Here is a 26,439-nt window from a genome sequence, read left to right on the forward strand (position 1 = left end):
GCTCCAATGGCGGTGACGCCAATCACCATCATGGCTCAGGCTCAGCAACGGGTGGCGCAGCAGCCGCGGCCGGCGGAAACGGCGCGGCCGGCGGCACCGGCACCAGTGGCAGCTCTACCGCGTCTGGTGGCGCAGGCACTGGAACGAGCACGGCCACCGGCACCAGCACAGGTGGTGCAGGCGCGGCAGGTGGGGCCGCTACCAACGTGGCCGGTACTGGCGGTGCAGGCGGTACTTCCACGAACGGCAGCGCGACCAACGGCGCAGCATCGTCCACGGCAGGCAATGGTGCCGTTGGCGCCGTGGGTGCGGCTGGTGGTGCAGGCGGTGTCGGCAATGGTGGCGTCGGCAATGGTGCGGTGGGTGGCACCGGCGGTGCAGGCGGCACGGTCATGGTGGACGCAGGCACGTTCAACATGTCCAACGCCATGACCAGCGTCGGTCAATCCGCAGCTGGTGTGATGGTGGCGAGCCAGAACAGCGGCTTCGCTTCCCTCATCCAGCAAAGCATCAACGTGCAGGCCAACCTGAACGTGGGCAAGTAGCCCGGTATCGGGCATGAGCGGGGAAGTGCCGCTGCGCGAGCGATGATGCTCAGCGCATGACGGTGGATGGGGCCGGACTGCATCCGTGGTCCGGCCCGCAGTTGGAGCGTATAGGAGACGTTTGATGCGATCCGACAGAAGAACCACAGCAGGGTGGGCAGCATGGTGGTTGGCGTGCGGCCTGGTGGCGTGGCCGGCGGCAGCAGCAACGGCAGCGAACGATGCGCCAATTGCAGACGGTGCGCAGGTGGCCAGCACGGAAGCGGTGCGTCCCCCGGCCGCCGCGGCCATGTCGGTGCCTGGGCTCGGTCATGCGGTGGGCGCAGATCGGCTCGACAGCTATCGCGGCGGCACGCAGGATCTCTACCAGACCGTCAATGAAGCGCGCCTGTCGGGCACGGTGAGCGACAACGCCGCCATTAACGTGGCGACGGGGTCGAACATCGTGCGCGACGGCTCGTTTGCCAATGCCAGCGGGATCCCCACGGTCATCCAGAACAGCGGAGCGAACGTGCTGATCCAGAACGCCACCATTGTCAACGTGCAGTTCCGGCCTTGAGCTTGAGAAGGGCGGAATGATGCGCAAGACGTTCGGAGCAGTGCTGGTGGCACTGATTTGCGGGCCCGCGTTGGCGGGCACGATCGACATGCTCGGCACGGGCGGCGGCACGTATGCCATGCCGGTGACGAGCATGAAGGCCGCGCGCTATCTGCGTACCGTGCATCAGCGTTTCGACTTCAGTTGCGGGTCCGCTGCGGTGGCGACACTGCTCACGTATCAGTACGGCTATCCGGTGAGCGAGCAGACCGTGTTCCAGGCCATGTACGAGCATGGCAACCAGGAGAAGATCCGGCGAGAAGGCTTTTCGCTGCTCGACATCAAACGCTATCTGGCATCTCTGGGCTTTGAGGCCGATGGTTTCGAGCAGCCGCTGGATGCATTGAAGGGCGCCCACCTGCCGGCCATCGTGTTGTTGACCGAGAACGGCTATCACCACTTTGTGGTGGTCAAGGGCGTACAGGAAGGGCGTGTGCTGGTGGGCGATCCGGCCATGGGCACGCGTGCGATTCCGCGTGCGAGTTTCGAGAGCATGTGGGACAACCATTTGCTGTTCGTTGTCCATAACCGCGAGGCGGGGGCGACGTTCAACGCCTCATCGGATTGGCGCGTGGCACCGCGTGCACCGCTGGAGGAAGGCATGGACCGCAGCGGCCTGGGAAACATCGTCGTTCCCAAGCATGGTCCGTCCGACTTCTGAGCATCGTTGGCGCGCGACATTCCGGTAGTCGGGCAGGAGGGCATCATGAAGCGGTTTGGCAAGGTGGCGTGGGCCGCTGGATGGTTCGCGCTGGCTGCGGCCGGGCATGCGTGTGCGGCCGGCATGGGCGGCATGGACAACAATCCGGTCCATGCCTGGCAGGCCGTGTCCGAAGACAAGCTCGACGACATGCGCGGCGGGTTTGATGTGCCCTCGCTCGCGGGGTTGCGCATTTCGTTCGGCATCGACCGTGCGGTCTTCATCAACGGCGACCTGGTGGCGAGTGCATCGGTCAATATTCCCGATGTGGCACGCATGACGACCACGCAGGCGCAGCAACTGGCCTCGGTGGTCAATACGGTCAACATCGTGCAGAACGGTCCAAACAATGTCGCTCCGCCCGATGTGGCGACGGGGGGGGCAGCGGCAGCCACGGTCATCCAGAACAGCCTGAACAACCAGACGCTGCAGGCGGTGACGACCATCAATGCGGCGGTCAACAGCTTGCCGCAGTTCCGTCAGATGAATCTCTCCAACGTGCTGCAAGGCGCGTTGGCCAACGTCGTCACCATGCTGCACTGAGCTAGAACTGGATCGGCAGGCGCAGCGTGACGGTCAGGTCCGGCGTGTCACGCGTCAGGCCCGCACCCACCGACAGGTTCAGCGCCATCTTGGGTGAGAGCCGGTACGAATAGCCGACCAGCAAGGTGCCGAGAATCGTGCGCACAGAACCCGGCACGCGCTGGCCGTTTTGCGTGGTCGGCCCGATGATGCTCTGGTCGTAGCCGATAGAGAACGACGCCTTCTCGTTCAGCGCCAGCCCCATGCCGAAGTTCAGGCCGATGATGTCGCCGGCCTTCACGTTGCCCAGGAACTGCTTCGAGCCGTCCACCAGGTTCAGACTGACGTCCTTGCGCTCGAAGTTGTGCAGGTAGCTGATGCTGCCGAAGAAAACCGCCGGGTCCGTCGGGAACAGCCACGTCAGCCCTGGCTGTACGGCGAAGAAGCCCGAGCCCGTCGGCTGTTGCAGAGGCAGGCCGGTGCCCGTGGTATTGCTCACACAGCGTGTCACGCAATCGGTGGTGACTTCAAACGGATCCTTGCCGGTGCGCGTCTTGAAGCGCAGCCAGCCGATGTAGAACGGCTTGTCGACCCCGCCTGCATTGATTTGGTAGCGCGCAGTCAGCTCCACGTCGCCGATGCCGTGTCCGTGCGAGCTGAAGGCGTTGTCCGTCGCCGTGCCGGTGAACAGCTCGCGGCTGACGGTGTCGCTCTTGCTGTAGACATAGGGCACCCGCGCCTCCAGCTCCCAGCGCCGCGCGAGGCCGTAGCGCATCGCCACCGTGCCGGTCAGCGTGGTGGTCTTCACCTGCCGTACGTCGATCAGCCCGATCAGCAGCGCGGGGATGATGGTGTAGCCCACCAGCGCCACGCGGTCCGACGACGAATACGCCATCTGAAATGACGGCTCGACAACAACCTTGCCCGGCGGTGTGAGTGCGCTGGGCTCGTCGAAAATCTGCGCGATGCGTGGCGGCCGGTCAGGAGGCTCCGGCGGTTTGCCGACAGGCGTGGTTCCGGGCTGGTCGTTCTGCGCGAGTTCCACGGCGTCGCCGGCCGCGCCGGGAGCACCGGCACCGCGCACGGTGTCGAGTCGGCCCTCACTCATGCCGAGCGCGCGCCGCATGTGCCGCAGATGCGCTTCCTGTTGCTGGATCGAGCGCTTGAGCTCCTGCAGGCGCGCCTGCGTATCGACAAGCTCGCGCTGCAGCGCTTCCAGGCTGGGTGGCTTGTCGTCCACCGGCTCGTTGGTCTGTGCAAGTGCCGACCTGCCGCACAGCAGCAGGCATGCGCACGCAACCGCGCGAAGCGGCCCCCATGGTGCGTTCTTCATGGCAATGTCCCTGTCGAGAGCGCCCTGTCCACGAAAGGGGATGGGCCCTTCACGATTTCCCCCGGGCGGCGTACTGCGGATACCACTATAGGCGAGCGGGCGGGAAACGATAGGGCGCTGGCGTCCACAAAACGGACGAGGCCGAAATGCCCGTTTGGTGGATCGCTCGGGCAAGAAAAAAGGCGCCCGAAGGCGCCTTGCGTGTTTTGCCCAACGTCAGCGCTTACTGACGTGCATTGCGCAAGTTGTCCGGCCACGGTGTGTTGTAGTTTGTGCGGAACGGATTGATGTCCAGCCCGCCGCGACGTGTGTAGCGCGCATACACGGCCAGCTTGACCGGGCGGCACTGGCGCAGGATGTCGGTAAAGATCCGCTCCACACACTGCTCGTGAAATTCATTGTGTTCGCGGAACGAGATCAGATACTTCAGCAGCGCTTCCTGGTTGATCGGCGCGCCCACGTAGCGGATCTGCACGCTGCCCCAGTCCGGCTGGCCCGTCACCAGGCAGTTGGACTTCAGCAGGTGCGACACCAGCGTTTCTTCCACCGGGCTTTCTTCCTCATCGGCATGTAGCAGCTCGGGCGTGGGCTGGTAGACATCTGTTTCGATGTCCAGGCGGTCGAGCAGCAGGCCATCGAGTTCGCCCATCTTCTGCCGCGCGAACTCTTCCTGCGTGACGATGCGCACCTGCACCGGCGCGCCGCATGCTTCCGACAGATCGTGGTGGATCAACTGCTGCAGCGCCTCGTGCGACGCCACCTTCGTCTGGTTGAACGAATTCAGATACAGCTTGAACGACTTCGATTCAACGATGTTGGGCGAATCCGCCGGCACGATCACGGTGCCCAGCGCCACCTGCGGCTTGCCGCGCAGGTTCAGCCACGACAGCTCGTACAGGTTCCAGAGGTCCACGCCGAAGAAGGGCAGCGGCGTGCCGGCGGCGAGGCCGATCTCGTCGCGCTTGCCCTGGCGCGGAATCGGAAACAGCAGGTGCGGGTCGTACTCCGTCTTGTAGGCGGACGTCTTGCCCAGCGGCGAATGTTCGGGTTGGTTGCTCATCACAAAAACAGGCTGTAGACGGGGTTCTCGCTTTCGTCCCAATAGGTATAGCCCAGCGTGGCGAGGAACGCCTTGAACTCGCGCTTCTCGTTCTTCGGTACCTGGATGCCGACGAGGATGTTGCTCGAATCCGCGCCTTGGTTACGGTAGTGGAACAGGCTGATGTTCCAGTTCGGGCTCATGCTCGAGAGGAACTTCATCAGCGCGCCTGGCCGCTCAGGAAACTCGAAGCGGTAGAGATGCTCGTTCTCTGCCAGCGGCGAACGCCCACCCACCATGTAGCGGATGTGCTGCTTGGCCAGTTCGTCGTTCGACAGGTCCAGTGTCGGGAAGCCGTGCTTGCGGAAGTTCTCGGCAATCTTGTCGCCCTCTGCGCGCGACGCAATTTGCACGCCCACGAAGATATGCGCGGCGTCCTTGCTGGCAATGCGGTAGTTGAACTCCGTCACGTTGCGCGACCAGCCGACCAGTTCGCAGAAGCGCTTGAAGCTGCCGCGCTCTTCCGGAATCGTCACGGCAAACACGGCTTCGCGGGCCTCGCCCACTTCGGCGCGCTCGGCCACGAAGCGCAGGCGGTCGAAGTTCATGTTCGCCCCGCTCGCCACGGCCACGAGCGATTCGTTCTTCAGCTTGTGCGTCTCGGCATACTGCTTGAGGCCGGCCAGCGCCAGCGCGCCCGACGGCTCCAGCAGGCTGCGCGTGTCCTGGAACACGTCCTTGAGCGCCGCGCAGATGGCATCCGTATCCACGGTGATGATCTCGTCGACGAGTTCGCGCGTGAGGCGGAAAGTCTCCTTGCCCACCAGCTTGACCGCCGTGCCGTCCGCAAACAGGCCCACCTCCTTCAGTTCGACGCGCTTGCCGGCGGCCACCGAGCGCGCCATCGCGTCGGAATCCACGCTCTGCACGCCGATGACCTTGACGTCCGGTCGCACGGCCTTCACGTAGGCCGCAATGCCCGAGATCAGCCCGCCGCCACCGATCGAGCAAAAGATCGCATGGATCGGCTGCGGATGTTGGCGCAGGATTTCCATGGCGATCGTGCCCTGGCCGGCAATCACTTCCGGATCGTCGAACGGGTGAACGAAGGTGTAGCCATGTTTTTCCTGCAGCTTGGCGGCGTGGTTGTAGGCGTCGGAATAGCTTTCACCGTGCAGCACAACGTCGACCCAATCGCCGCCGCGCGAGCGCACGCCGTCAATCTTCAACTGCGGCGTCGTCACTGGCATGCAGATTACCGCCTTGCATTCCATGCGCGCCGCGCTGAACGCCACGCCCTGCGCGTGGTTGCCCGCCGATGCCGTAATTACCCCGCGCTTGCGCTCGGCCGGCGTGAGCGAGGCCATCTTGTTGTAGGCGCCGCGCAGCTTGAACGAGAACACCGGCTGGTCATCCTCGCGCTTGAGGTAGACGCGGTTGCCGGTGCGCACTGACAGGTTGGGCGCGAACTTCAGCTCGGTTTCCACCGCGACGTCATAGACCTTCGCAGTCAGGATTTTCTTGAGGTAATCGATGGCCATGGTGCGGACCGGGTTGGACGTGAACAGAGCCCGTAAGCCTATCACGCGGCGCCTGGCCCGCCTTGCCGGACTGGCGTGCCGGTCGGTACACTGCCCCGGCCGTACCCGGGCGGGCACGGCGCATCATCGGCGAGAGGCCTCCATGAACACCCCGTCGTCTTCCTCCGGGCGTGCCGGGCGCGCGCGCCGGGGCCGCAAAGTCTGGTCCGGCACGCAGCACGTCATCGCCTACGGCATGCCGCCGCTGGGCTGGCGCGACCTCTATCACCACGCGCTGGAGGTCAACTGGCCGACCTTCTTTGCGTTGCTGGCCACGTTGTTCCTGGCGCTCAATGCCGTATTCGCGGGGCTGTATTCGCTCGGCGACGGCGCGATCGCGAACCAGTCGCCGCCGGGTTTCGTGGGGGCGTTCTTCTTCAGCGTCGAGACCCTGGCCACCGTCGGCTACGGCGACATGCACCCGCAAACGCTCTACGCCCACGTCATCGCCACGCTGGAGATCTTCATCGGCATGTCGGGCATTGCCATGGCGACGGGCCTGGTGTTTGCCCGCTTCTCTCGCCCGCGCGCCAAGATCATGTTTGCGCGCAACGTTGTTGTGCGGCCGCTCAACGGCAAATCCACGCTGATGCTGCGCGCCGCCAATGCGCGCCAGAACGTCATCGCCGAGGCCACCGCCCGGCTGCGCCTGATGCAGGACGAGGTCTCGCCCGAGGGCTACGCGATCTACAAGATCCACGACCTGAAACTTGAGCGCAGCGAGCACCCGATCTTCCTGCTGGGCTGGGTGATGATGCATGTCATCGATGAAGCCAGCCCGCTGCACGGCGCCACCGCGGAATCGCTTGCGGCGGGTGATGCCTTGCTGCTGCTGACCATCGAGGGCGCCGACGAGACCGCCGCGCAGACCGTGCAGGCACGCTATTCCTGGCGGCACGACGAGATCCGCTGGAACCATCGCTATGCCGACCTCATCCGCGACGAGAGCGGCGTCACATCGGTCGACTACGACAACTTCCACCTGATCCACCCGATCGAGACGCCCCCGCAGGCACAATGACCGGCTTGTCCGATCCCAACGCGCAACCCCCGTGGCCCTGAATCTCGTCTGGCTCGCCTTCTTTCTCGTCGCCTTCGTTACCGCATGCGTGCAGGTGGTGCAGGGCGACATGGAAGTCTTCTCCCGCATGCTGACCGGTATGTTCGATGCCGCGCGCACCGGCTTCGAAATCGCGATCGGCCTGACCGGCATGATGGCGCTGTGGCTGGGCATCATGCGCGTGGGCGAGCGCGCCGGCGTGGTCGATCTGTTCGCGCGCCTCGTGAACCCGCTGATGCGGCACCTGTTTCCTTCCGTGCCCGCCGGCCACCCCGCCAACGGCGCGATGATGATGAACGTGTCGGCCAACGTGCTCGGGCTGGATAACGCCGCCACTCCACTGGGCCTGCAGGCCATGCGCGAGCTGCAGCAGATCAATCCGCAGCCGCAACGCGCCAGCGATGCGCAGTTGATGTTCGTGGTGCTCAACACAGCGGGGGTGACGCTGGTGCCCACCTCCGTCATCGCCATCCGCCAGGCCATGGCCGTCAAGCAGGGCCTGGTCGGTTTCAATGCGGCTGACATCTTCCTGCCGACCTTGCTGTCCACGTTCATCGGCTTCTGCGCGGGCATCGCGGCGGTGGCGTGGTATCAGCGGATCAACCTGTTCAAGCCTGCCCTGCTGGCGTATTTCGGGGGCTTTGTCGCGACGATGGGGTTGCTGTTTGCGTGGCTGCGCCAGTTTCCGCCGCAGCAGATGGCGGCGTGGATCGGCCTGATCGGCGCGGGTGCCATCCTGACCATTGTCGTGGCGTTCCTGGTCTGCGGGGCCATTCGCCGCATCAACGTTTACGAAACCTTTGTCGATGGCGCCAAGGACGGCTTCCAGGTGGCGATCGGCATCGTCCCGTATCTGGTGGCGGTGCTCGTGGGCATCGCCGTGTTTCGCGCGGCGGGGTGCATGGATTTCCTGATGCAGGGGCTTTCCGTGCTGTTCACGCACCTCGGCATCGACACGCGCTTTGTGCCGGCGCTGCCCGTGGGGCTGATGAAGACGCTGTCGGGCGCCGGCGCGCGCGGCCTGATGGTCGACGTGATGACCACCTACGGCGTCGATTCCTTCCAGGGCAAGCTGGCCGCCATCATCCAGGGCTCGACCGAGACCACGTTCTACGTGCTGGCCGTGTATTTCGGCAGCGTCGGCATCAAGGACACGCGTTACGCGCTGGCCTGCGGGCTGTGGGCCGACCTGGTCGGGCTGATCGGCGCCGTGCTTGTTGCCTACCTGTTCTTCGCCTGACCGGCTAGGGCGGCCCCCAAGCGACGCCGCGGCCGCTCGCACTCTACAATCGATCGCATGGAACAGTGGATCGACACGCTTTTTGCCACGCTCGCCCTGCCAAAGGTCGGGCTGCCCGCCATCTTCGTCGTCAGTTTCATTTCGGCGACGCTCTTGCCGCTGGGCTCAGAGCCCGCCGTGTTTGCTTACATCAAGCTCAATCCGGAGATGTTCTGGCCGGCCATCATTGTCGCCACGCTCGGCAACACGCTGGGCGGCGTGGTCGACTGGTGGATGGGCTACGCGGCCAAGCTGGCGCTGGTGCGCTACCACCTGGGGCGCCGCCGCCGGCAGCACAACGTCGAGCACGCCCATCACGTGCCGCACCCCAAGCGCCACCGTGAACCTCCGCTCGACAAGAAGTACTTCCGCTGGATGCGCCGCATCGGGCCGGTGTCGCTGCTGGTGTCGTGGCTGCCGGGCATCGGCGATCCGCTGTGCACGCTGGCCGGCTGGCTGCGCCTGAAGTTCTGGCCGAGCGTCATGTACATGGCGATCGGCAAATTCCTGCGCTATCTGGCGATGACAGCAGCGCTCATGACCTTGCCCGACGGCTTCTGGCACGGCATCCTGGGCTGGATCAAGAGCGTGATGATGTGACGTTTGCGTGGCGTTCGGCGCACTCGATCAGGCCTGCGCTTTTCGCAAGCCATTGAAAACGCGATGGTTTTGCCGCCCATATCACCGGCAGGGATACCGTTGCTGCGACGCATCAACGGCGCGCGTTGCAGTACAATCGCCCTTTAAAGACCGCGCGGCTTGAGCCCTCCTTGCCGCGCCCTCCCTCCCGAGCGGCACGCCATGAATGCCCCACTTCTGATCGACGCCAAACTCACGGCGCAGGACGCTGCGCCCCGGCTGCGCGAGATTCCCTACAACTACACCTCGTTCTCGGATCGGGAAATCGTCATCCGTCTGCTGGGCGAGTCTGCGTGGCAGATTCTGGACGAACTGCGGGCCGAGCGTCGCACCGGCCGATCGGCACGCATGCTGTACGAAGTGCTGGGCGATGTGTGGGTAGTTCGCCGCAACCCATATCTGCAGGACGACCTGCTCGACAACCCGAAGCGCCGGCAGATGCTGATCGACGCACTCAATCACCGCCTGGCGGAGATCGAGAAGCGCCGCGTGGCCGACCACGATTCGCACCACGACCCCGTGGGTGACGAGCGCGCCAGCAAGGTCGAGCAACTGGTCGTGCATGCCCGTCGCGCCGTCAAGGCGTTCCAGGAAGAATTCGCTCAGGTGTACGACCTGCGCCGCCGCGCCCAGAAAGTGCTCGGCCGCGTCACCGCCAAGGACAACATCAAGTTCGACGGCCTGTCGCGCGTGTCGCACGTGACCGACGCCACCGACTGGCGGGTCGAATATCCGTTCGTGGTGCTCACGCCCGATACGGAAGAAGAGATCGCCGGTATCGTCAAGGGCTGCTTCGAGCTGGGTCTGACCATCATCCCACGCGGAGGCGGCACCGGCTACACCGGCGGCGCCGTGCCGCTCACGCCATTCTCGGCCGTCATCAATACGGAAAAGCTCGAGCGCCTGGATGCGGTCGAGATGACCGACCTGCCGGGCGTTGACCACCCCGTGGCGACCATCTATTCGGGCGCCGGCGTGGTGACGCGACGCGTGGCCGATGCGGCGGAAAAGGCCGGCCTCGTCTTCGCCGTGGACCCGACCTCGATCGACGCGTCGTGCATCGGCGGCAACGTCGCCATGAACGCGGGCGGCAAGAAGGCGGTGCTGTGGGGCACAGCGCTGGACAATCTCGCCTGGTGGCGCATGGTTGACCCGGACGGCAACTGGCTCGAAGTCACGCGCCTCAATCACAACCTGGGCAAGATCCACGATGCGCCGGTTGTCACCTTCGAGCTGAAGTGGTTCGACGGCAACGCGCCGGTCGGCGCCAAGCTGCTGCGCACCGAGACGCTGACCATCGAAGGCCGCAAGTTCCGCAAGGAAGGCCTCGGCAAGGACGTCACCGACAAGTTCCTGGCGGGCCTGCCCGGCGTGCAGAAGGAAGGCTGCGACGGCATCATCACCAGCGCGCGCTGGATTCTGCACCGCATGCCCAAGTCGATCCGCACCGTGTGCCTGGAGTTCTTCGGCCAGGCACGCGACGCGATCCCGAGCATCGTCGAGATCAAGGATTACCTCGACGCCGAGACCAAGAAACCCGGCGGCGCGATCCTCGCGGGCCTGGAACACCTGGACGAGCGCTACCTGCGCGCGGTCGGCTACGCCACCAAGAGCAAGCGCAACGCGTTCCCGAAGATGGTGCTGATCGGCGACATCGTCGGGGATGACGATGACGCCGTGGCGCGCGCCACGTCGGAGGTGATTCGCCTGGCCAACGGCAAGAGCGGCGAAGGTTTCGTGGCCGTAAGCCCCGAGGCACGCAAGAAGTTCTGGCTCGACCGCTCGCGCACGGCAGCGATTGCCAAGCACACCAACGCCTTCAAGATCAATGAAGACGTGGTGATTCCGCTCAATCGCATGGGCGAGTACACCGACGGCATCGAGCGCATCAACATCGAGCTCTCGATCAAGAGCAAGCTCAAGCTGACCGACGCGCTGCTCGATTTCTTTGCCGGCAGCAACCTGCCGCTGGGCCGCACCGACGACGCTAACGAGATCCCCAGCGCCGAACTGCTGGAAGACCGCGTGCAACAGGCGCAGCAACTGCTGCGTGCCACGCGTGCACGTTGGCAATACCTGCTGGATCATCTGGACACGCCCGTTACCACGGCGCGCGCGAGCCTCATCGGCGTTGGCCTGGGCTACCTCGCGCAGACCATCGATGACCGTCTGGTGAATCAGCCTGACGCCAACCTGTTCCACCTGCTGCAGGATCGGACGATCCGCGTGTCGTGGAAGGCGGAGATCCGTGCCGAGCTGCGCAAAATCTTCAACGGCGGCGAGTTCAAGCCGATCCTCGACGAGGCGCAGGCGATCCACAAGAAAGTGCTGCGCGGCCGCGTGTTCGTCGCGCTGCACATGCACGCCGGCGACGGCAACGTGCACACCAACATCCCCGTCAACTCGGATGATTACGACATGCTGCAGGACGCCCACAAAGCGGTGGCCCGCATCATGACGCTGGCGCGTTCACTGGACGGCGTGATTTCAGGCGAGCACGGCATCGGCATCACCAAGCTGGAATTCCTCACCGACGAAGAGATCGCCGACTTTGCTGCCTACAAGCGCCGCGTCGACCCGAACGGCCGCTTCAACAAGGGCAAGCTGCTGCGCGACATCAATGACCCGCAAGGCCTGGCCGCCGACCTGCGCAACGCCTATACGCCGTCGTTCGGCCTGATGGGGCACGAGTCGATCATCATGCAGCAGAGCGACATCGGCGCCATCTCGGAGTCGATCAAGGACTGCCTGCGCTGCGGCAAGTGCAAGCCGGTGTGTGCCACGCACGTGCCGCGCGCCAACCTGCTGTACAGCCCGCGCAACAAGATCCTCGCCACGTCGCTGCTCATCGAGGCCTTCCTGTACGAAGAACAGACGCGCCGCGGCGTGTCGGTCAAACACTGGGAAGAGTTTGCCGACGTGGGCGACCACTGCACGGTCTGCCACAAGTGCGTGACGCCGTGCCCGGTCAAGATCGACTTCGGCGATGTATCGATGAACATGCGCAACCTGCTGCGCAAGATGGGGCAGAAGAAGTTCAACCCCGGCACCGCAGCGGCGATGTTCTACCTGAACGCGACTAACCCGGAGACCATCAACTTCACGCGCAAGGTGATGTTCGACTGGGGCTACAAGGCGCAGCGTCTGGGCAACGACATCCTGAAGAAATTCGCCAAGAAGCAGACCGCACGTCCGCCCGCTACGGTGGGCAAGCCGCCGGTGCGCGAGCAGGTGATCCACTTCATCAACAAGAAGATGCCGGGCAACCTGCCCAAGAAGACCGCGCGCGCGTTGCTGGACATCGAAGACAACGAGATTGTCCCGATCATCCGCAACCCGAAGGCCACCACGCCAGATAGCGAGGCGGTGTTCTACTTCCCGGGTTGCGGCTCGGAGCGCTTGTTCTCGCAGGTGGGCCTGGCCACGCAGGCAATGCTGTGGCACGCCGGCGTGCAAACGGTGCTGCCGCCGGGCTACCTGTGCTGCGGTTATCCGCAGCGCGGCACCGGCCAGTTCGACAAGGCCGAGAAGATCGTCACTGACAACCGCGTGCTGTTCCACCGCGTGGCCAACACGCTCAACTACCTCGACATCAAGACGGTGGTGGTGAGCTGCGGCACTTGCTACGACCAGCTGGCCGGGTATGAATTCGACAAGATCTTCCCGGGTTGCCGGATCATCGACATTCACGAATACCTGCTGGAGAAGGGCGTGAAGATCGACGGTGTGCAAGGCACGCGGTACATGTACCACGACCCTTGCCACACCCCGATCAAGACCATGGACCCCACCAAGCTGGTCAACCAGCTGATGGGCGGCAACATCGGCGCGGATGGCCAGACCCACGCGATCGAGAAGAACGATCGCTGCTGCGGCGAGTCGGGCACGCTGGCGATTTCGCGCCCCGACATTTCCACGCAGGTCCGCTTCCGCAAGGAAGAGGAGATGCAGAAGGGGGCCGACAAGCTGCGTAGCCTTGGCCAGACGAGCGGCCAGGGCGGTGAGGCGTTCAACGGCGACGTGAAGATCCTCACGAGCTGCCCGGCGTGTCTGCAGGGCCTGTCGCGGTACACCGAAGATGTTTCGGTGCAGGCCGACTACATCGTGGTCGAGATGGCGCGTCACGTGCTCGGCGAGACCTGGCTGCAGGACTACGTTGCACAGGCCAATGCCGGCGGCATCGAGCGGGTTCTGGTGTGACGATGACCGAACGGGCGCCCGGCTGCGCGCTATGCGAGGCGGACGGCGGCGAGCCCGTCTGGCGTAACGCCAAAGCGCGCGTGGTGCTGGTCGAGCACGCGCGCTTTCCGGGTTTCTGCCGTGTCATCTGGAACGACCACGTGGCCGAACAGACCGATTTGTCCGATAACGATCGCCATTGGCTGATGGAACTCGTCTCCCGCGTTGAGCGTGTGCTGCGCGCCGAACTGGCCCCGGACAAGATCAACCTGGCCAGCTTCGGCAATTTCGTGCCGCATCTGCACTGGCACGTCATCCCGCGCTATCGGTGGGACACGCATTTTCCAGAAGCCGTGTGGGGGCCCGAGCAGCGCGCGCCCGATAACGAGCGCATGGCCGAGATCACGGCCAAGCTGCCGGCGCTGTCGTACGCACTCCAAGCGGCGCTAGCCGACGCGTGAGCCCGGTCGGCGGTAGCGCCGGAGAACCCTGATAATGCATCGCCGCGTCCTGTGCGGAACCCCCGTGGCGCGCACGACGTCTGATTCTCTTTCTGTTGCGCCAACGCCCTCGCCATGACGACACCGCGCACCGCCGCCACGCCCGATTCCCACAAGGATTCCATCTCCGAGTTGACCGTTCACCATGGACGGCTCAATCTCTCGGAGACCTGGCAGCTGATCCGCCCGTACTGGTTTTCGGAAGACCGCCACAAGGCCTGGGGGCTGCTTGCATTGGTGGTCGCCCTGAACCTGTTTCTGGTCTACATGAACGTGCTGTTCACGGACTGGAACCGGCTTTTCTACAATGCGCTCGAGCAGAAGAACTACGGCGAATTCTGGACGCAACTGGGCCGCTTTTCATGGATTGCCGCGTTGCTGATCTTTGGCTCCATCATGCGGTTGTACTACTCGATGATGCTGCAGATGCGTTGGCGGACGTGGATCACCGGTAGCTTCCTCGACGACTGGCTCAGCAAGCAGGCGTTCTACCGCCTGGAACAAACGCACAGCGCTGACAACCCCGACCAACGGATCGCCGACGACCTGCGCAACTTCACCGATGCGACGCTCACCTTGGCGCTGGGTTTCCTGAATTCAGCTGTCACGCTGGTGTCGTTCTTCGGCATCCTCTGGGCGGTGTCGGGGCCGCTGGCGTTCAGCCTGGGCGGCCACGACTTCGTGATTCCCGGCTACATGGTGTGGTTTGCGCTGCTGTACTCGATCGTGGGCTCGGTCATCATCCACTTCGTGGGGCGGCCGCTGATCGGGCTGTCGTTCCAGCAGGAACGTTACGAGGCGTACTTCCGTTTCCTGCTCGTGCGCGTGCGCGAGAACAGCGAGAGCATTGCCCTGTACCGCGGCGAGCCGACCGAAAAAGCCATCCTGCGCGGCCGTTTCGAACGCATCCGCACCAACTGGAACCAGTTGATGGACTACACGCGGCGCCTGACTTTCGCCAGCTCCGGCTATGCGCAGTTCGCCATCATCTTTCCCTTTCTGGTATCGGCGCCGCGCTACTTTGGCGGCACGCTCACGCTGGGCGGAATGATGCAGGTCGCCACGGCGTTCGGCCAGGTACAGGATGCGATGTCGTGGTTTGTCACGAACTACCGCACGCTCGTCACCTGGAAAGCCTCCACCAACCGTCTGATCGAATTCCAGCGCGCCATCCGCGCCGCCGAGCGAGAAGAGGAGCACCGCGCCGGCGTGCGCGATGTCGAGGTCGAAACCGCCGCCGTACCCGCCATCGAAGCCCGCGGCCTCGCGCTGAACCTGCCGAACCGCAAGCCCGAAGACTTGCTGGTCGAACCCTTCGACATGACGCTCGCACGCGGTGAGCGCGTACTCGTCAGCGGCCCGTCGGGCTGCGGCAAAAGCACGCTGGTGCGCGCCGTGGCCGGCATCTGGCCGTATGGCAGTGGCCGCATCGAGGTGCCGGACGATGCCCGCGTACTGTTCCTGCCGCAGCGCAGCTACCTGCCGTCGGGCACGCTGGCCGATGCGCTGTCGTATCCGGATTTGGCCACCCAGTACACCGCTGAGCGTCTGACCCAGGTGCTGAACGCATGCCGGTTGCCGGCACTGGTTGATCTGCTGGACGAGGTCAGCAACTGGAGCCTGCGCCTGTCCCCGGGCGAGCAGCAGCGCCTCGCTTTTGCACGTGCGTTGCTGCAGCGCCCGGATTACCTCTTCCTCGACGAGGCCACCAGCGCGCTCGACGAAGACACCGAGGCCTTCATGTACAGCCTGATGCTCGAATCGATGCCTGATGTGACGATTGTCAGCGTGGCGCACCGCAGCACCGTGGCACGATTCCACCATCGCCGCCTGCGCTACATCCCCGAGGGCGATCCGTTGACTGCGGTAAGCTATCGGGTGGTGGAAGAGCCTGCGCACATGGCGCTGGCGGCTTCCTGAAACACCGTTTTTGACTCGACGAGACGTTTTCATGGCTGGACTTTCCGCCGACACCCCGCACCCCACCGGCATCACCGTGCACACGCAATCGCGTGTGCTACAGATCGCCTTTGCTGATGGCAAGCAGTTCAGCCTGCCGTTCGAATACCTGCGCGTGCTGTCGCCGTCGGCCGAAGTGCAGGGGCATGGGCCCGGCCAGGAAGTGCTGCAGACCGGCAAGCGCGAGGTGGGCATCGTCGGCGTCGAGCCGGTGGGCAATTACGCGATCCGGCCGCTGTTCTCCGACGGCCACGATTCCGGCATCTTCGATTGGGCCTACCTGTACCGCCTCGGCATTGAGCACGGCGCGCTGTGGCAGGCCTATCTCGATCGCCTGGCTGCTGCCGGCGTCGACCGCGACGCTCCGATGGCAGAGAACGCCGGCCACGCCTGCGGCCACAGTCACTGATTCCCGATTCATTTCGCGGCGCCCCTGTGCGCTGCATCCGCATCCCTTTCTGTCATGAGCCAAACCCACTTCGGATTCCAGCAGGTCGATGAGCAGGAAAAGGCCGGCAAGGTTGCCGGCGTGTTTCATTCCGTCGCGAGCAAGTACGACGTGATGAACGACCTGATGTCCGGCGGCCTGCACCGCGTGTGGAAAATGTTCACCATTGCCCAGGCAGCAGTGCGGCCGGGCTACAAGGTGCTCGATATCGCTGGCGGCACGGGTGATCTGGCGAAGGCCTTCGCGCGCCAGGCAGGTCCGACCGGCGAGGTCTGGCTGACCGACATCAACGAGTCGATGCTGCGCGTCGGCCGTGACCGGCTGCTCGATGCTGGCGTGCTCACCCCCACCGCCCTGTGCGACGCCGAGCACATTCCCTTTCCGAATGCTTACTTCGATGTGGTGACAGTGGCATTCGGCTTGCGCAACATGACGCACAAGGATCGCGCGCTCGCGGAAATGCGTCGTGTGGTGAAGCCAGGGGGCAAGGTCATGGTGCTGGAGTTCTCCAAGGTGTGGCAGCCACTGGAGAAGGCCTACGACGTGTACTCGTTCAAGGTGCTACCTTGGTTGGGCAGCAAAGTGGCGGGCGACCCCGAGAGCTATCGTTACCTGGCCGAGTCCATCCGCATGCACCCGGATCAGGAAACGCTCAAGCAGATGATGGAACAGGCCGGATTGGACTCGGTCGAATACTTCAATCTGACAGCAGGTGTCGTGGCTCTGCACGTCGGCCGTCGCCTCTAGGTGTTTTCGTGGTTCCACCAGATGGGCGATGCAGCGCGCTGCGGCGATATGCCACGATCCTTCACATTGAATTTCGGCGTTGACGTCTTCATCTAATGGCGTCACTGCGACTGGAGAGAAGACAGCGATGAGTTTGCACTGGGGTGGAAAATTGATGGCGGGCGCGCTGGTCGCGACGCTCGCACTGGGCACGGCAATCGATGCCAACGCCAAGCGCATGGGTGGCAGCCGCAGCATCGGCAAGCAGTCGTCCACCGTGACGCAACGCCAACAGACGCCGCCGGCCACAACGCCGTCGCCGACACAGCAGGCCGCACCGGCCGCGCAACCTTCACCGGCCGCACCGGCTCCGGGCGCACCGGCCGCAAAGCCCGGACGTAACTGGGGCGGCATGCTGGGCGGCCTGGCTGCCGGTCTGGGTATCGGTTATCTGCTGTCGAAGTTCGGTCTGGGCGCGGGCCTCGCCTCGTTGCTGTCGAACCTAATCCTGATCGCACTCGTCGCCTTTGTGGTGATGTGGATCATCCGCAAGGTCCGCGGCAGCCGTCCGCAAGGCCCTGCCTATGCCACGGGTGGCCCGTCGCTGGGCGGCGACCGTGAACCGTACGTGCCGCAACCTGCCGCACCGGCCCCGCAGGCTTCTGCTCCGGCGGCCGCATCGCTCAACACCGGCAACACGTCGGGCCTCGGCGCCGGCGCGGCAACCGCCGCACAGTCGTGGAACCTGGGTGGTTCGGCTGCGAGCGCGCAGGCCGTCAACGCTCAGCCTGCTGCAGCCGCACCGCAGCAGCCGTGGGGCGTGCCGGCAGATTTCGACACGCAAGCCTTCCTGCGCAACGCCAAGGTGTACTTCATCCGCCTCCAGGCCGCTTGGGACGCGGGCAATCTCAACGACATCCGGGAGTTCACCACGCCCGAGATGTTTGCCGAGATCAAGATGGACCTGGCCGACCGCGGCACTTCGCCCAACAAGACCGACGTGGTCTCGGTCGAAGCCGAAATGCTGGGCATCGAAACGCAGGCCGCCGAGTACCTCGCGAGCGTGCGCTTCTCCGGCATGATTCGCGAAGAAGCCAACGCCCCTGCACAGCCCTTTGCCGAGGTCTGGAACCTGACCAAGCCGACGCAGGGCGCAGGCGGCTGGGTGTTGGCGGGTATTCAGCAGTTGCAGTGATGCCGTAACAACTTGAAGCGGCGCAAACGGCCGTTTCAACATTCCCCGTAAAATAGGGCCCGACCGTCTGGTTCGGGCCCTTTTTGTTGCCCGCCGCTAGCCCGCTTTTTGCTGCTTTCTTGCTGTTTTTGCGCACCGTCACCGCATGTCCTCGACAGCCACTTCGTCTCCGTCTTCGTTTCCGCTCGTGCTGATGCAGCCGCTGCTGCTCGCGCTCAACCATCTGCTGCGCCAGGAGCCCTGGGCGCAGGAGACGTTGCGGCCCTTCGCAGGCCGCGTGGCGCGCTTTGACCTGGCGCCCATGTCGATGACGTTGCAGGTGGACGCCGCCGGCCTGGTGACCGCTCCCGCGCCTGATGTTGAACCGGCTGTGACCGTTGTCGTGCCGCTCGCGGCCGCTGCCGGCGATTACGCCACGGGCGGGCAGGCCGCCGTGCTCAAGCACGTGCGCATCGAGGGCGAGGCCGAATTTGCCAACGTACTGTCGACACTGCTGCGCAACCTGCGCTGGGATGCGGCCGAAGACCTCTCGCGTGTGTTTGGCGACGTGATCGCGCAGCGCATGGTGAGCGGCGCCCAGGCCGCCCGCACCGAAGCCACGCGCGTCAGCCGTTCGCTGGCGGAATCGGTGGCGTCGTACCTGACCGATGAGCAACCGACGCTGGTGCGCCATGCGCGCCTTGCGCAGTTCGCCGCCGATGTGGCCGCACTGCGTGACGCCGAAGCGCGTCTGGTCAAACGGCTGGAGCGGCTCGAAAAGCTCCCGCGACCGGCCACCCGGACCGCACGTCAGGGTGAATCGGCATGACGCGCTTCTTCCGGCTGGGCAAGATCGTTTTCGTCATCCTCTATTACGGGCTGGATCAGCTCGCGTTGTCGGGCTTCAAGAGCCGCCGCATTCGCGCGCTGGTCTGGCTGCTCACGCTGGGCCGCAAGCCGAAACTCCCGCGTGGCGAGCGCCTGCGCCTGGCGTTGGAGCAGCTTGGGCCCATCTTCGTGAAGTTCGGGCAGGTGCTGTCGACGCGGCGCGATCTGCTGCCGCCAGATGTGGCCGACGAACTGGCCAAGCTGCAGGATCGTGTGCCGCCGTTCGACCCGAAGGTGGCCGCCGCCATCGTGGAGAAATCGCTCGGCAAGCCGCTCTCGGCGCTGTTCCATCGTTTCGATCATCACCCCGTGGCGAGCGCGTCGATTGCACAGGTGCATTTCGCCACGTTGCGCGGCGGCCCCTATGATGGTCGCGAGGTGGCGGTCAAGGTCTTGCGCCCGGGCATGCTGCCTGTGATCGACAGCGACCTCGCGCTCATGCGGGATCTCGCTACCTGGATCGAAAAGCTGTGGGCCGACGCCAAGCGCCTGAAGCCGCGCGAGGTGGTCGCCGAGTTCGACAAGTACCTGCACGACGAGCTGGACCTGATGCGCGAGGCGGCCAACGCCAGCCAGCTGCGCCGCAATTTTGCCAAGTCCGATCTGTTGCTGGTGCCCGAGGTGTTCTGGGATTGGTGCACGTCTGAAGTGTTCGTGATGGAGCGCATGCACGGCATGCGGATCTCGCACACCGAAGAGCTGCGTGCCGCCGGTGTCGACATGCACAAGCTCGCCCGCGACGGCGTGGAGATCTTCTTCACGCAGGTCTTTCGCGACGGCTTTTTCCACGCCGACATGCACCCGGGCAACATCCTCGTGAGCGTGGCACCCGAGACGCTGGGCCGCTATATCGCGCTGGATTTCGGCATCGTCGGGGCGCTGTCGGAGTTCGACAAAAACTACCTCGCGCAGAACTTCCTGGCGTTTTTCCAGCGCGACTACCACCGCGTGGCGGTGCTGCATATCGAGTCCGGCTGGGCGCCGGAAGAGACGCGCGTGGAAGAGCTGGAAGGCGCCATCCGCGCATGCTGCGAACCGTATTTCGATCGGCCGCTGGGCGAGATCTCGCTCGGCCTGGTGCTGATGCGACTGTTCCAGACCTCGCGCCGCTTCAACGTGGAAGTGCAGCCGCAGCTCGTGCTGCTGCAGAAGACGCTGCTCAACGTGGAAGGCCTTGGGCGCCAGCTCGATCCCGATCTGGACCTGTGGAAGACGGCCAAGCCCTTCCTCGAGCGCTGGATGCACGAGCAGATCGGCTGGCGCGGTTTTGTCGAGCGCCTGAAGGTCGAGGCGCCGCAATGGGCCAACAAGCTGCCGGACTTCCCGCGTCTGGTGCACCAGATTCTGGATCGCCACTCCCGCGAGGACGGCAATGCGCAAACTGCGGCGCTCACCGCGCTGCTTGCCGAGCAAAAGCGCACGAACCGGCTGTTGTCTGCCGCTCTGCTGTTCGTTGGTGGCTTCGCAGTCGGCATTGTCGCGACGCATGTGCTGGCCTGGATGGCCCGTTACTGATCCGCCTTCACTTTCCCAGCGCCATGGCCCAACCGCCCGTCTTCCAATCCCGTGACGCCGCCGATCCCGCCTTCTGGGACGAGCGCTTCACCCGCGAGCACACCCCATGGGACGCGGCCGGTGTGCCCGCCGCCTTCCGGCAATTCTGTGAAGCGCAGCCTGCGCCGCTTTCCACGTTGATCCCCGGTTGCGGCAACGCCTACGAGGCCGGTTGGCTGGCCGAGCGCGGTTGGCCGGTTACGGCGATCGACTTTGCACCGAGTGCCGTGGCATCGGCCAGGGCCGTGCTGGGCCCGCACGCCGACGTGGTGCAATTGGCCGATTTCTTCCGCTTTTCGCCGCCTCGCCCGGTGCACTGGATCTACGAACGCGCATTTCTGTGTGCGATGCCGCGTCGGCTGTGGCCCGACTACGCCGCGCAGGTGGCGAAATTGCTACCGCCTCGCGGGTTGCTTGCGGGCTTCTTTGCCGTGGTGGAAGGCCGTGAGGCGATGCCCAAGGGGCCGCCGTTCGAGACCACGCAGCCTGAGCTGGATGCGCTGCTGTCGCCTGCGTTCGAACGCATCAGCGATATGCCGATCGCCGAGACCGACTCGATTCCGGTGTTTGCCGGGCGCGAGCGTTGGCAAGTCTGGCGGCGCCGCGCTGATTGATCTGTCTACCCGGTCAGTGTTGGTGCGAAGCAACATGAGCCGTGGTCAACAAAAAGCCTACTGGCGCCCGTTGCGGGCCGTCGCCCAAGAATCTGGCAAACCGGGCGGCATTCGTGGTCGCACCGATGCCCCGGCGCGCAGTCCCATCGCTATAATCCGGCCACTTTGCCCGGCACCCCTGGGCCCAAAACCGGGCCACCATGGGTTTTCCTGCTTCTTTCCGCGCTGCCATGCTGATCTGGTTTGTCATTGTTTACTGGGTGATTTCGGTCGGGATCGGCCTGTGGGCTGCACTGCGCGTGCGCAGTACCGCCGACTTCGCCGTGGCTGGCCGCAGTCTGCCGTTCTACGTCGTGACCGCCACGGTGTTCGCCACCTGGTTCGGCTCCGAGGCGGTGCTCGGGATTCCCGCGGAATTTCTCAAGGATGGCCTGCACGGTGTGGTGGCCGATCCGTTCGGTTCGTCGCTGTGCCTGGTGTTGGTGGGTCTGTTCTTTGCCAAGCCGCTGTACCGGATGAACCTGCTCACCATTGGTGACTTCTATCGCAACCGCTTTGGCCGCGTGGCCGAAACGCTGACCACCCTGTGCATCGTCGTATCGTACCTGGGCTGGGTGGCAGCGCAGATCAAGGCGCTGGGGCTGGTGTTCTACACCGTGTCTGACGGCGCGGTTTCGCAAGACCTCGGGATGATGATCGGCGCGGGCAGCGTGCTGGTCTACACGCTGTTTGGCGGCATGTGGTCGGTGGCGGTGACGGATTTCATCCAGATGATCATCATCGTGATCGGCATGCTGTACATTGGCTGGGAAGTGTCGGGCCAGGCCGGTGGTGTGGGCGCGGTGGTGGCGCACGCCGCGGCTTCGGGCAAGTTCTCGTTCTGGCCGGCGTTCAACCCGATCGAGGTCATCGGCTTTGTGACGGCGTGGATCACCATGATGCTCGGCTCGATCCCACAGCAGGACGTGTTTCAGCGGGTAACGTCATCGCGCACCGAGCGCATCGCCGGTACGGCGTCGGTGCTGGGCGGCGTGTTGTACTTCATGTTTGCGTTCGTGCCGATGTTCCTAGCGTATTCGGCCACGCTCATCGACCCGGAGATGGTCGCGAAATACATCGATACCGATTCGCAGATGATCTTGCCGAACCTGGTGCTGCAGCATGCGCCGATCTTCGCGCAGGTGATGTTCTTCGGTGCGCTGCTCTCAGCCATCAAGAGCTGCGCGAGCGCGACGCTGCTGGCGCCCTCCGTGACGTTCGCCGAAAATGTGCTGCGTCCGCTGCTGCCCAACATGGACGACAAGCGTTTCCTGCGCGTGATGCAGGCAGTGGTGCTGACGTTCACGGTCTTGGTGACGCTCTTTGCGCTGAACTCGCATCTGTCGATCTTCCACATGGTCGAAAGCGCCTACAAGGTGACGCTGGTGGCCGCGTTCGTGCCCTTGGCCTTTGGCCTGTTCTGGAGGCGCGCGACCAAGCAGGGCGGTCTGTTGGCCATCATCCTGGGCCTCGCGGCGTGGATCTGGTGCGAAGCGTTCCAGCCGAATGCGATGCTCCCGCCACAATTGGTTGGCCTCCTTGCCAGCTTTGGCGCGATGGTCCTGGGCTCTCTCGGACCACAGTGGATCGCGAACCGCGCGCCGACCACCAAGGCGGTCACGCAAGCCTGAGCGTCTCGTTGCGGGCGTGCGCGGTGTGCCACTTTGTCGCGCATCGCCATCGGCCGCTCCGAATCTGCGGTCGGGAATTCCCTCGAAAGGGTTTATAATTCAAGGCTTTGCGCGCCAGCACTTGTACGGCGCGCAGTTGCCCCAATCTTCCGTGAGCCCGTCGTGCGCGTTTCTCGCACCGCGTTCGCGGCCCGCGCGGGCAATCCATCGCTTTCTTGTCATTTGTTTGTTCCAGGGTGAGGACACCATGCCGATCTATGCTTATCGATGCGACGCCTGCGGCCACGCCAAAGATGTGCTGCAGAAGATGAGCGACGCGCCGCTGACGGATTGCCCCGCATGCGGCGCGCCGGCGTTCAAGAAGCAGCTCACCGCTGCCGGCTTCCAGCTCAAGGGTTCGGGCTGGTACGTGACGGACTTCCGTGGCGGCTCGGGCGGCGCATCGGCTGCGGCTCCGGCAACCGGTTCGGCGGCCAAGACGGAGCCCGCTGCGCCTGCGGCGGCTGCCGCGTCGTCGGACAGCGCGTCGTCCAGTGCCAGCACGCCGGCCGCGTCCGGTGGTTGCGGCACGTCGTGCGCTTGCCACTGATCGCATCGCTCACCTTTCGGTCCATCGCCCCATGAAACAGAAAACCAGCGCACTCAAGACATGGTTCCTAACCGGTCTTCTGGTGCTTGTCCCGCTTGCGATCACGCTGTGGGTGCTGTCGCTCATCATCGGCACGATGGACCAGAGCCTGGCGCTCCTGCCGTCGGCCTGGCAGCCGGATCAGCTGTTTGGCCGGCGCATTCCCGGCGTGGGGGCCATTCTCACGCTGGCGTTCATCCTGATTGTGGGCGTGCTCGCGCACAACTTCATCGGCCAGAAACTGGTGCTGTGGTGGGAAGCGCTCGTGGGCCGCATTCCCGTGGTCGGCCCCATCTATTCGAGCGTGAAGCAGGTGTCGGACACGCTGCTGTCGTCCAACGGCAATGCGTTCCGCAAGGCGCTGCTGGTGCAGTACCCGCGCGAGGGCTCGTGGACGATCGCCTTCCTGACCGGCCGCCCGGGCGGTGATGTTGAAAACCACCTGCAAGGCGAGTACGTCAGCGTGTATGTGCCGACCACGCCCAACCCGACGTCGGGTTTCTTCCTGATGATGCCCAAGGCCGACACCATCGAGCTGGACATGACGGTGGACGCTGCGCTCAAGTACATCGTGTCGATGGGGGTGGTGGCGCCCGAAGCGCTGCCGCGCCGCATGGACCCGCCCGATGCCTCGCCACAGACGGAGGACCGGTCGCCGGCTCAAGTGCCGCGCGACCCTTCGAATCCGACCGCGCTGCCTGCAGAGGGCGGCGCCATCGCGGCACCCTGAGCCGGCGACACGAACGAAGTCGAATCGACGCCGGCCCCCCGATCAACTTTCATGCGCGACGCTTCATTGGCGGCGCGCTTCGCGGAAAACCACAACATGCAAATGCGTACTCAATACTGCGGTCAGGTCACCGAACAACTGCTCGGCCAGAGCGTCACGCTGTCGGGCTGGGCCCATCGTCGTCGCGACCACGGTGGCGTGATCTTCATCGACCTGCGCGACCGTGAAGGCCTGGTGCAGGTCGTCTGCGACCCGGACCGCCCGGAGATGTTCAAGGTGGCCGAAGGTGTGCGCAACGAGTTCTGCCTGCAGGTGAAGGGCGTCGTGCGCGCCCGCCCGGAAGGCACCACCAACGCCAACCTGACCAGCGGCAAAGTTGAAGTGCTGTGCCACGAGTTGACGGTGCTCAACGCCTCCGTCACGCCGCCGTTCCAGCTGGACGACGACAACCTGTCGGAGACCACGCGCCTGACGCACCGCGTGCTGGACCTGCGCCGTCCGCAGATGCAATACAACCTGCGCCTGCGCTACAAGGTCGCGATGGAAGTGCGCAAGTACCTCGACGACAAGGGCTTCATCGACATCGAAACGCCGATGCTGACCAAGAGCACGCCCGAAGGTGCGCGCGACTATCTGGTGCCGTCGCGCGTGAACGCCGGCCAGTTCTTCGCGCTGCCGCAGTCGCCGCAGCTCTTCAAGCAGATGCTGATGGTGTCGGGCTTTGATCGCTACTACCAGATCACCAAGTGCTTCCGCGACGAAGACCTGCGCGCCGACCGCCAGCCCGAATTCACCCAGATCGACTGCGAAACGTCGTTCCTGAGCGAGCAGGAGATTCGCGACCTGTTTGAAGAGATGATCCGCACGGTGTTCAAGAACACCATGTCGGTGGACCTGGATGCCAAGTTCCCGGTGATGGAGTTCCGCGAGGCGATGGCCCGCTTCGGTTCGGACAAGCCGGACCTGCGCGTCAAGCTCGAGTTCACCGAGCTCACCGACGCCATGAAGGACGTCGACTTCAAGGTGTTCTCCGGCCCGGCCAACGCCGAAGGCGGCCGCGTCGTGGCACTGCGCGTGCCGGGCGGTGCTTCCCTGTCGCGTGGCGATATCGACGCCTACACCAAGTTCGTCGAAATCTATGGCGCCAAGGGCTTGGCCTGGATCAAGGTCAACGAAGTGGCCAAGGGCCGTGACGGCCTGCAATCGCCGATCGTGAAGAACCTGCACGACGCGGCCATCGCCGAGATCCTCAAGCGCAGCGGCGCACAGGATGGCGACATCCTGTTCTTCGGCGCCGACCGCGCCAAGGTGGTCAACGACGCGATGGGTGCGCTGCGCCTGAAGGTCGGCCATTCGGACTTCGCCAAGAGCACCGGCCTGTTCGAAGACGCCTGGAAGCCGCTGTGGGTGATCGACTTCCCGATGTTCGAGTACGACGAGGAAGACGCGCGCTGGGTGGCCATGCACCACCCGTTCACGAGCCCGAAGGACGAGCACCTGGAATACCTGGAAACCGATCCGGGCAAGTGCATCGCCAAGGCTTACGACATGGTGCTCAACGGCTGGGAAATCGGTGGCGGCTCGGTGCGGATCTACCGCGAAGAAGTGCAGAGCAAGGTGTTCCGCGCGTTGAAAATCAACGATGAGGAAGCGCGTGCAAAGTTCGGCTTCCTGCTCGATGCACTGCAGTACGGCGCGCCCCCGCACGGCGGTATCGCGTTCGGTCTGGATCGCGTCGTCACGATGATGGCCGGCGCCGATTCGATCCGTGACGTGATCGCCTTCCCGAAGACACAGCGTGCGCAGGACTTGCTCACGCAGGCGCCGAGCCCGGTCGACGAAAAGCAACTGCGCGAACTGCATATTCGCCTGCGCGCCGCCGAGGCCAAGGTGGCTGCCCCGACGGCTGCAACGACCGCCTAAGCACCCGCGCCAACGCTCCACAACAAACCGCGCCGCCTGACAAGGGCGGCGCGGTTTGTTTTTGGGCGCCTGGGGGCAACTTGCAGCGCTCGGGAACATTGCGTGCTAAACCGAATCTTTCGTTTCTGTCACGTTGGGTGACAACGAAGGA

At 64.5% G+C, this 26,439-nt stretch carries 22 protein-coding genes and 1 pseudogene; 20 read left to right on the top strand and 3 right to left on the bottom strand.

Annotation, left to right across the window (positions count from 1 at the left end):
- The 4 genes and pseudogenes from BEK68_RS16340 to BEK68_RS16355 all read left to right on the top strand — a co-directional run.
- Nucleotides 1-545 (top strand): annotated as a pseudogene (locus tag BEK68_RS16340) (hypothetical protein); the annotation flags it as partial.
- 124 nt (nt 546-669) lie between these two features.
- Entirely contained in the window at nt 670-1,104 is a 435-nt protein-coding gene (locus tag BEK68_RS16345) for a hypothetical protein (protein ID WP_009239145.1), read from the top strand.
- A gap of 16 nt (nt 1,105-1,120) precedes the next feature.
- Nucleotides 1,121-1,804: a C39 family peptidase gene (locus BEK68_RS16350; RefSeq protein WP_004633291.1), complete on the top strand. Its 684-nt coding sequence runs from the start codon at nt 1,121-1,123 to the stop codon at nt 1,802-1,804.
- A 45-nt stretch (nt 1,805-1,849) separates the two neighbouring features.
- Complete coding sequence (locus BEK68_RS16355; protein WP_004633289.1) at nt 1,850-2,386, top strand: hypothetical protein; 537 nt, start codon at nt 1,850-1,852, stop codon at nt 2,384-2,386.
- Between the two features lies 1 nt (nt 2,387).
- Here BEK68_RS16355 and BEK68_RS16360 read toward each other — a convergent pair whose 3' ends face one another.
- The 3 genes from BEK68_RS16360 to ilvA form a co-directional block, all read right to left on the bottom strand.
- A complete protein-coding gene (locus tag BEK68_RS16360) occupies nt 2,388-3,698 on the bottom strand; it encodes an acetate kinase (RefSeq protein WP_009239144.1) in 1,311 nt (436 codons plus the stop codon).
- A gap of 223 nt (nt 3,699-3,921) precedes the next feature.
- A complete protein-coding gene (gene queF / locus BEK68_RS16365; RefSeq protein ID WP_004633285.1) occupies nt 3,922-4,758 on the bottom strand; it encodes an NADPH-dependent 7-cyano-7-deazaguanine reductase QueF in 837 nt (278 codons plus the stop codon).
- The gene (gene ilvA / locus BEK68_RS16370) at nt 4,758-6,278 is read right to left on the bottom strand and encodes a threonine ammonia-lyase, biosynthetic (RefSeq protein WP_009239143.1); all 1,521 of its coding nucleotides are present in this window, start codon (nt 6,276-6,278) and stop codon (nt 4,758-4,760) included. Before ilvA ends, queF begins: the two co-directional genes overlap by 1 nt.
- Before the next feature lie 142 nt (nt 6,279-6,420).
- Between ilvA and BEK68_RS16375 the strand changes: the two genes are divergently transcribed.
- The 16 genes from BEK68_RS16375 to aspS all read left to right on the top strand — a co-directional run bounded on the left by BEK68_RS16375 (nt 6,421) and on the right by aspS (nt 26,288).
- Nucleotides 6,421-7,338 (top strand): ion channel, encoded by a 918-nt coding sequence (locus BEK68_RS16375; RefSeq protein ID WP_009239142.1) that lies wholly within the window; start codon nt 6,421-6,423, stop codon nt 7,336-7,338.
- 31 nt (nt 7,339-7,369) lie between these two features.
- On the top strand, nt 7,370-8,617 hold the full coding sequence (locus tag BEK68_RS16380; RefSeq protein ID WP_009239141.1) for a nucleoside recognition domain-containing protein: 1,248 nt from the start codon (nt 7,370-7,372) through the stop codon (nt 8,615-8,617).
- Nucleotides 8,618-8,674: 57 nt separating this feature from the next.
- The gene (locus BEK68_RS16385) at nt 8,675-9,256 is read left to right on the top strand and encodes a YqaA family protein (RefSeq protein WP_004633276.1); all 582 of its coding nucleotides are present in this window, start codon (nt 8,675-8,677) and stop codon (nt 9,254-9,256) included.
- A gap of 201 nt (nt 9,257-9,457) precedes the next feature.
- Nucleotides 9,458-13,495 (top strand): DUF3683 domain-containing protein, encoded by a 4,038-nt coding sequence (locus BEK68_RS16390; RefSeq protein WP_004633273.1) that lies wholly within the window; start codon nt 9,458-9,460, stop codon nt 13,493-13,495.
- Nucleotides 13,496-13,497: 2 nt separating this feature from the next.
- The gene (locus BEK68_RS16395; protein ID WP_009239140.1) at nt 13,498-13,935 is read left to right on the top strand and encodes an HIT family protein; all 438 of its coding nucleotides are present in this window, start codon (nt 13,498-13,500) and stop codon (nt 13,933-13,935) included.
- Between the two features lie 114 nt (nt 13,936-14,049).
- Nucleotides 14,050-15,894, top strand: coding sequence for an ABC transporter ATP-binding protein/permease (locus BEK68_RS16400; RefSeq protein ID WP_009239139.1), 1,845 nt, complete (start codon nt 14,050-14,052; stop codon nt 15,892-15,894).
- Nucleotides 15,895-15,925: 31 nt separating this feature from the next.
- On the top strand, nt 15,926-16,342 hold the full coding sequence (locus BEK68_RS16405; RefSeq protein WP_004633267.1) for a gamma-butyrobetaine hydroxylase-like domain-containing protein: 417 nt from the start codon (nt 15,926-15,928) through the stop codon (nt 16,340-16,342).
- A gap of 54 nt (nt 16,343-16,396) precedes the next feature.
- Nucleotides 16,397-17,128 carry a bifunctional demethylmenaquinone methyltransferase/2-methoxy-6-polyprenyl-1,4-benzoquinol methylase UbiE gene (gene ubiE, locus BEK68_RS16410; protein ID WP_004633265.1) on the top strand — a complete coding sequence of 244 codons (732 nt, stop codon included), beginning with the start codon at nt 16,397-16,399 and terminating at the stop codon, nt 17,126-17,128.
- A gap of 127 nt (nt 17,129-17,255) precedes the next feature.
- Nucleotides 17,256-18,302, top strand: coding sequence for a Tim44 domain-containing protein (locus tag BEK68_RS16415; RefSeq protein ID WP_027693098.1), 1,047 nt, complete (start codon nt 17,256-17,258; stop codon nt 18,300-18,302).
- A gap of 145 nt (nt 18,303-18,447) precedes the next feature.
- Nucleotides 18,448-19,110 carry a ubiquinone biosynthesis accessory factor UbiJ gene (locus tag BEK68_RS16420; RefSeq protein WP_004633261.1) on the top strand — a complete coding sequence of 221 codons (663 nt, stop codon included), beginning with the start codon at nt 18,448-18,450 and terminating at the stop codon, nt 19,108-19,110.
- Nucleotides 19,107-20,684 carry a ubiquinone biosynthesis regulatory protein kinase UbiB gene (gene ubiB / locus BEK68_RS16425; protein WP_009239137.1) on the top strand — a complete coding sequence of 526 codons (1,578 nt, stop codon included), beginning with the start codon at nt 19,107-19,109 and terminating at the stop codon, nt 20,682-20,684. The genes BEK68_RS16420 and ubiB overlap by 4 nt, the downstream gene beginning before the upstream one ends.
- Before the next feature lie 23 nt (nt 20,685-20,707).
- Nucleotides 20,708-21,337 carry an SAM-dependent methyltransferase gene (locus BEK68_RS16430; protein WP_009239136.1) on the top strand — a complete coding sequence of 210 codons (630 nt, stop codon included), beginning with the start codon at nt 20,708-20,710 and terminating at the stop codon, nt 21,335-21,337.
- A 230-nt stretch (nt 21,338-21,567) separates the two neighbouring features.
- Nucleotides 21,568-23,007 (top strand): sodium:solute symporter family protein, encoded by a 1,440-nt coding sequence (locus BEK68_RS16435; RefSeq protein ID WP_004633256.1) that lies wholly within the window; start codon nt 21,568-21,570, stop codon nt 23,005-23,007.
- 247 nt (nt 23,008-23,254) lie between these two features.
- The gene (locus tag BEK68_RS16440) at nt 23,255-23,596 is read left to right on the top strand and encodes an FmdB family zinc ribbon protein (protein WP_009239135.1); all 342 of its coding nucleotides are present in this window, start codon (nt 23,255-23,257) and stop codon (nt 23,594-23,596) included.
- A 31-nt stretch (nt 23,597-23,627) separates the two neighbouring features.
- Nucleotides 23,628-24,365 carry a DUF502 domain-containing protein gene (locus tag BEK68_RS16445; protein WP_004633251.1) on the top strand — a complete coding sequence of 246 codons (738 nt, stop codon included), beginning with the start codon at nt 23,628-23,630 and terminating at the stop codon, nt 24,363-24,365.
- 51 nt (nt 24,366-24,416) lie between these two features.
- Entirely contained in the window at nt 24,417-26,288 is a 1,872-nt protein-coding gene (aspS, locus tag BEK68_RS16450) for an aspartate--tRNA ligase (protein WP_009239134.1), read from the top strand.
- Nucleotides 26,289-26,439 lie beyond the last annotated feature (151 nt).

The sequence above is a fragment of the Ralstonia pickettii genome (assembly GCF_001699815.1).
GTDB classification, from domain to species: Bacteria; Pseudomonadota; Gammaproteobacteria; order Burkholderiales; family Burkholderiaceae; genus Ralstonia; species Ralstonia thomasii.

Coding starts and splice junctions, on each gene's coding strand:
- BEK68_RS16345 (WP_009239145.1), top strand. CDS start 670: ATGCGATCCGACAGAAGAACCACAGCAGGGTGGGCAGCATGGTGGTTG.
- BEK68_RS16350 (WP_004633291.1), top strand. CDS start 1,121: ATGATGCGCAAGACGTTCGGAGCAGTGCTGGTGGCACTGATTTGCGGG.
- BEK68_RS16355 (WP_004633289.1), top strand. CDS start 1,850: ATGAAGCGGTTTGGCAAGGTGGCGTGGGCCGCTGGATGGTTCGCGCTG.
- BEK68_RS16360 (WP_009239144.1), bottom strand. CDS start 3,698: ATGAAGAACGCACCATGGGGGCCGCTTCGCGCGGTTGCGTGCGCATGC.
- queF (WP_004633285.1), bottom strand. CDS start 4,758: ATGAGCAACCAACCCGAACATTCGCCGCTGGGCAAGACGTCCGCCTAC.
- ilvA (WP_009239143.1), bottom strand. CDS start 6,278: ATGGCCATCGATTACCTCAAGAAAATCCTGACTGCGAAGGTCTATGAC.
- BEK68_RS16375 (WP_009239142.1), top strand. CDS start 6,421: ATGAACACCCCGTCGTCTTCCTCCGGGCGTGCCGGGCGCGCGCGCCGG.
- BEK68_RS16385 (WP_004633276.1), top strand. CDS start 8,675: ATGGAACAGTGGATCGACACGCTTTTTGCCACGCTCGCCCTGCCAAAG.
- BEK68_RS16390 (WP_004633273.1), top strand. CDS start 9,458: ATGAATGCCCCACTTCTGATCGACGCCAAACTCACGGCGCAGGACGCT.
- BEK68_RS16395 (WP_009239140.1), top strand. CDS start 13,498: ATGACCGAACGGGCGCCCGGCTGCGCGCTATGCGAGGCGGACGGCGGC.
- BEK68_RS16400 (WP_009239139.1), top strand. CDS start 14,050: ATGACGACACCGCGCACCGCCGCCACGCCCGATTCCCACAAGGATTCC.
- BEK68_RS16405 (WP_004633267.1), top strand. CDS start 15,926: ATGGCTGGACTTTCCGCCGACACCCCGCACCCCACCGGCATCACCGTG.
- ubiE (WP_004633265.1), top strand. CDS start 16,397: ATGAGCCAAACCCACTTCGGATTCCAGCAGGTCGATGAGCAGGAAAAG.
- BEK68_RS16415 (WP_027693098.1), top strand. CDS start 17,256: ATGAGTTTGCACTGGGGTGGAAAATTGATGGCGGGCGCGCTGGTCGCG.
- BEK68_RS16420 (WP_004633261.1), top strand. CDS start 18,448: ATGTCCTCGACAGCCACTTCGTCTCCGTCTTCGTTTCCGCTCGTGCTG.
- ubiB (WP_009239137.1), top strand. CDS start 19,107: ATGACGCGCTTCTTCCGGCTGGGCAAGATCGTTTTCGTCATCCTCTAT.
- BEK68_RS16430 (WP_009239136.1), top strand. CDS start 20,708: ATGGCCCAACCGCCCGTCTTCCAATCCCGTGACGCCGCCGATCCCGCC.
- BEK68_RS16435 (WP_004633256.1), top strand. CDS start 21,568: ATGCTGATCTGGTTTGTCATTGTTTACTGGGTGATTTCGGTCGGGATC.
- BEK68_RS16440 (WP_009239135.1), top strand. CDS start 23,255: ATGCCGATCTATGCTTATCGATGCGACGCCTGCGGCCACGCCAAAGAT.
- BEK68_RS16445 (WP_004633251.1), top strand. CDS start 23,628: ATGAAACAGAAAACCAGCGCACTCAAGACATGGTTCCTAACCGGTCTT.
- aspS (WP_009239134.1), top strand. CDS start 24,417: ATGCGCGACGCTTCATTGGCGGCGCGCTTCGCGGAAAACCACAACATG.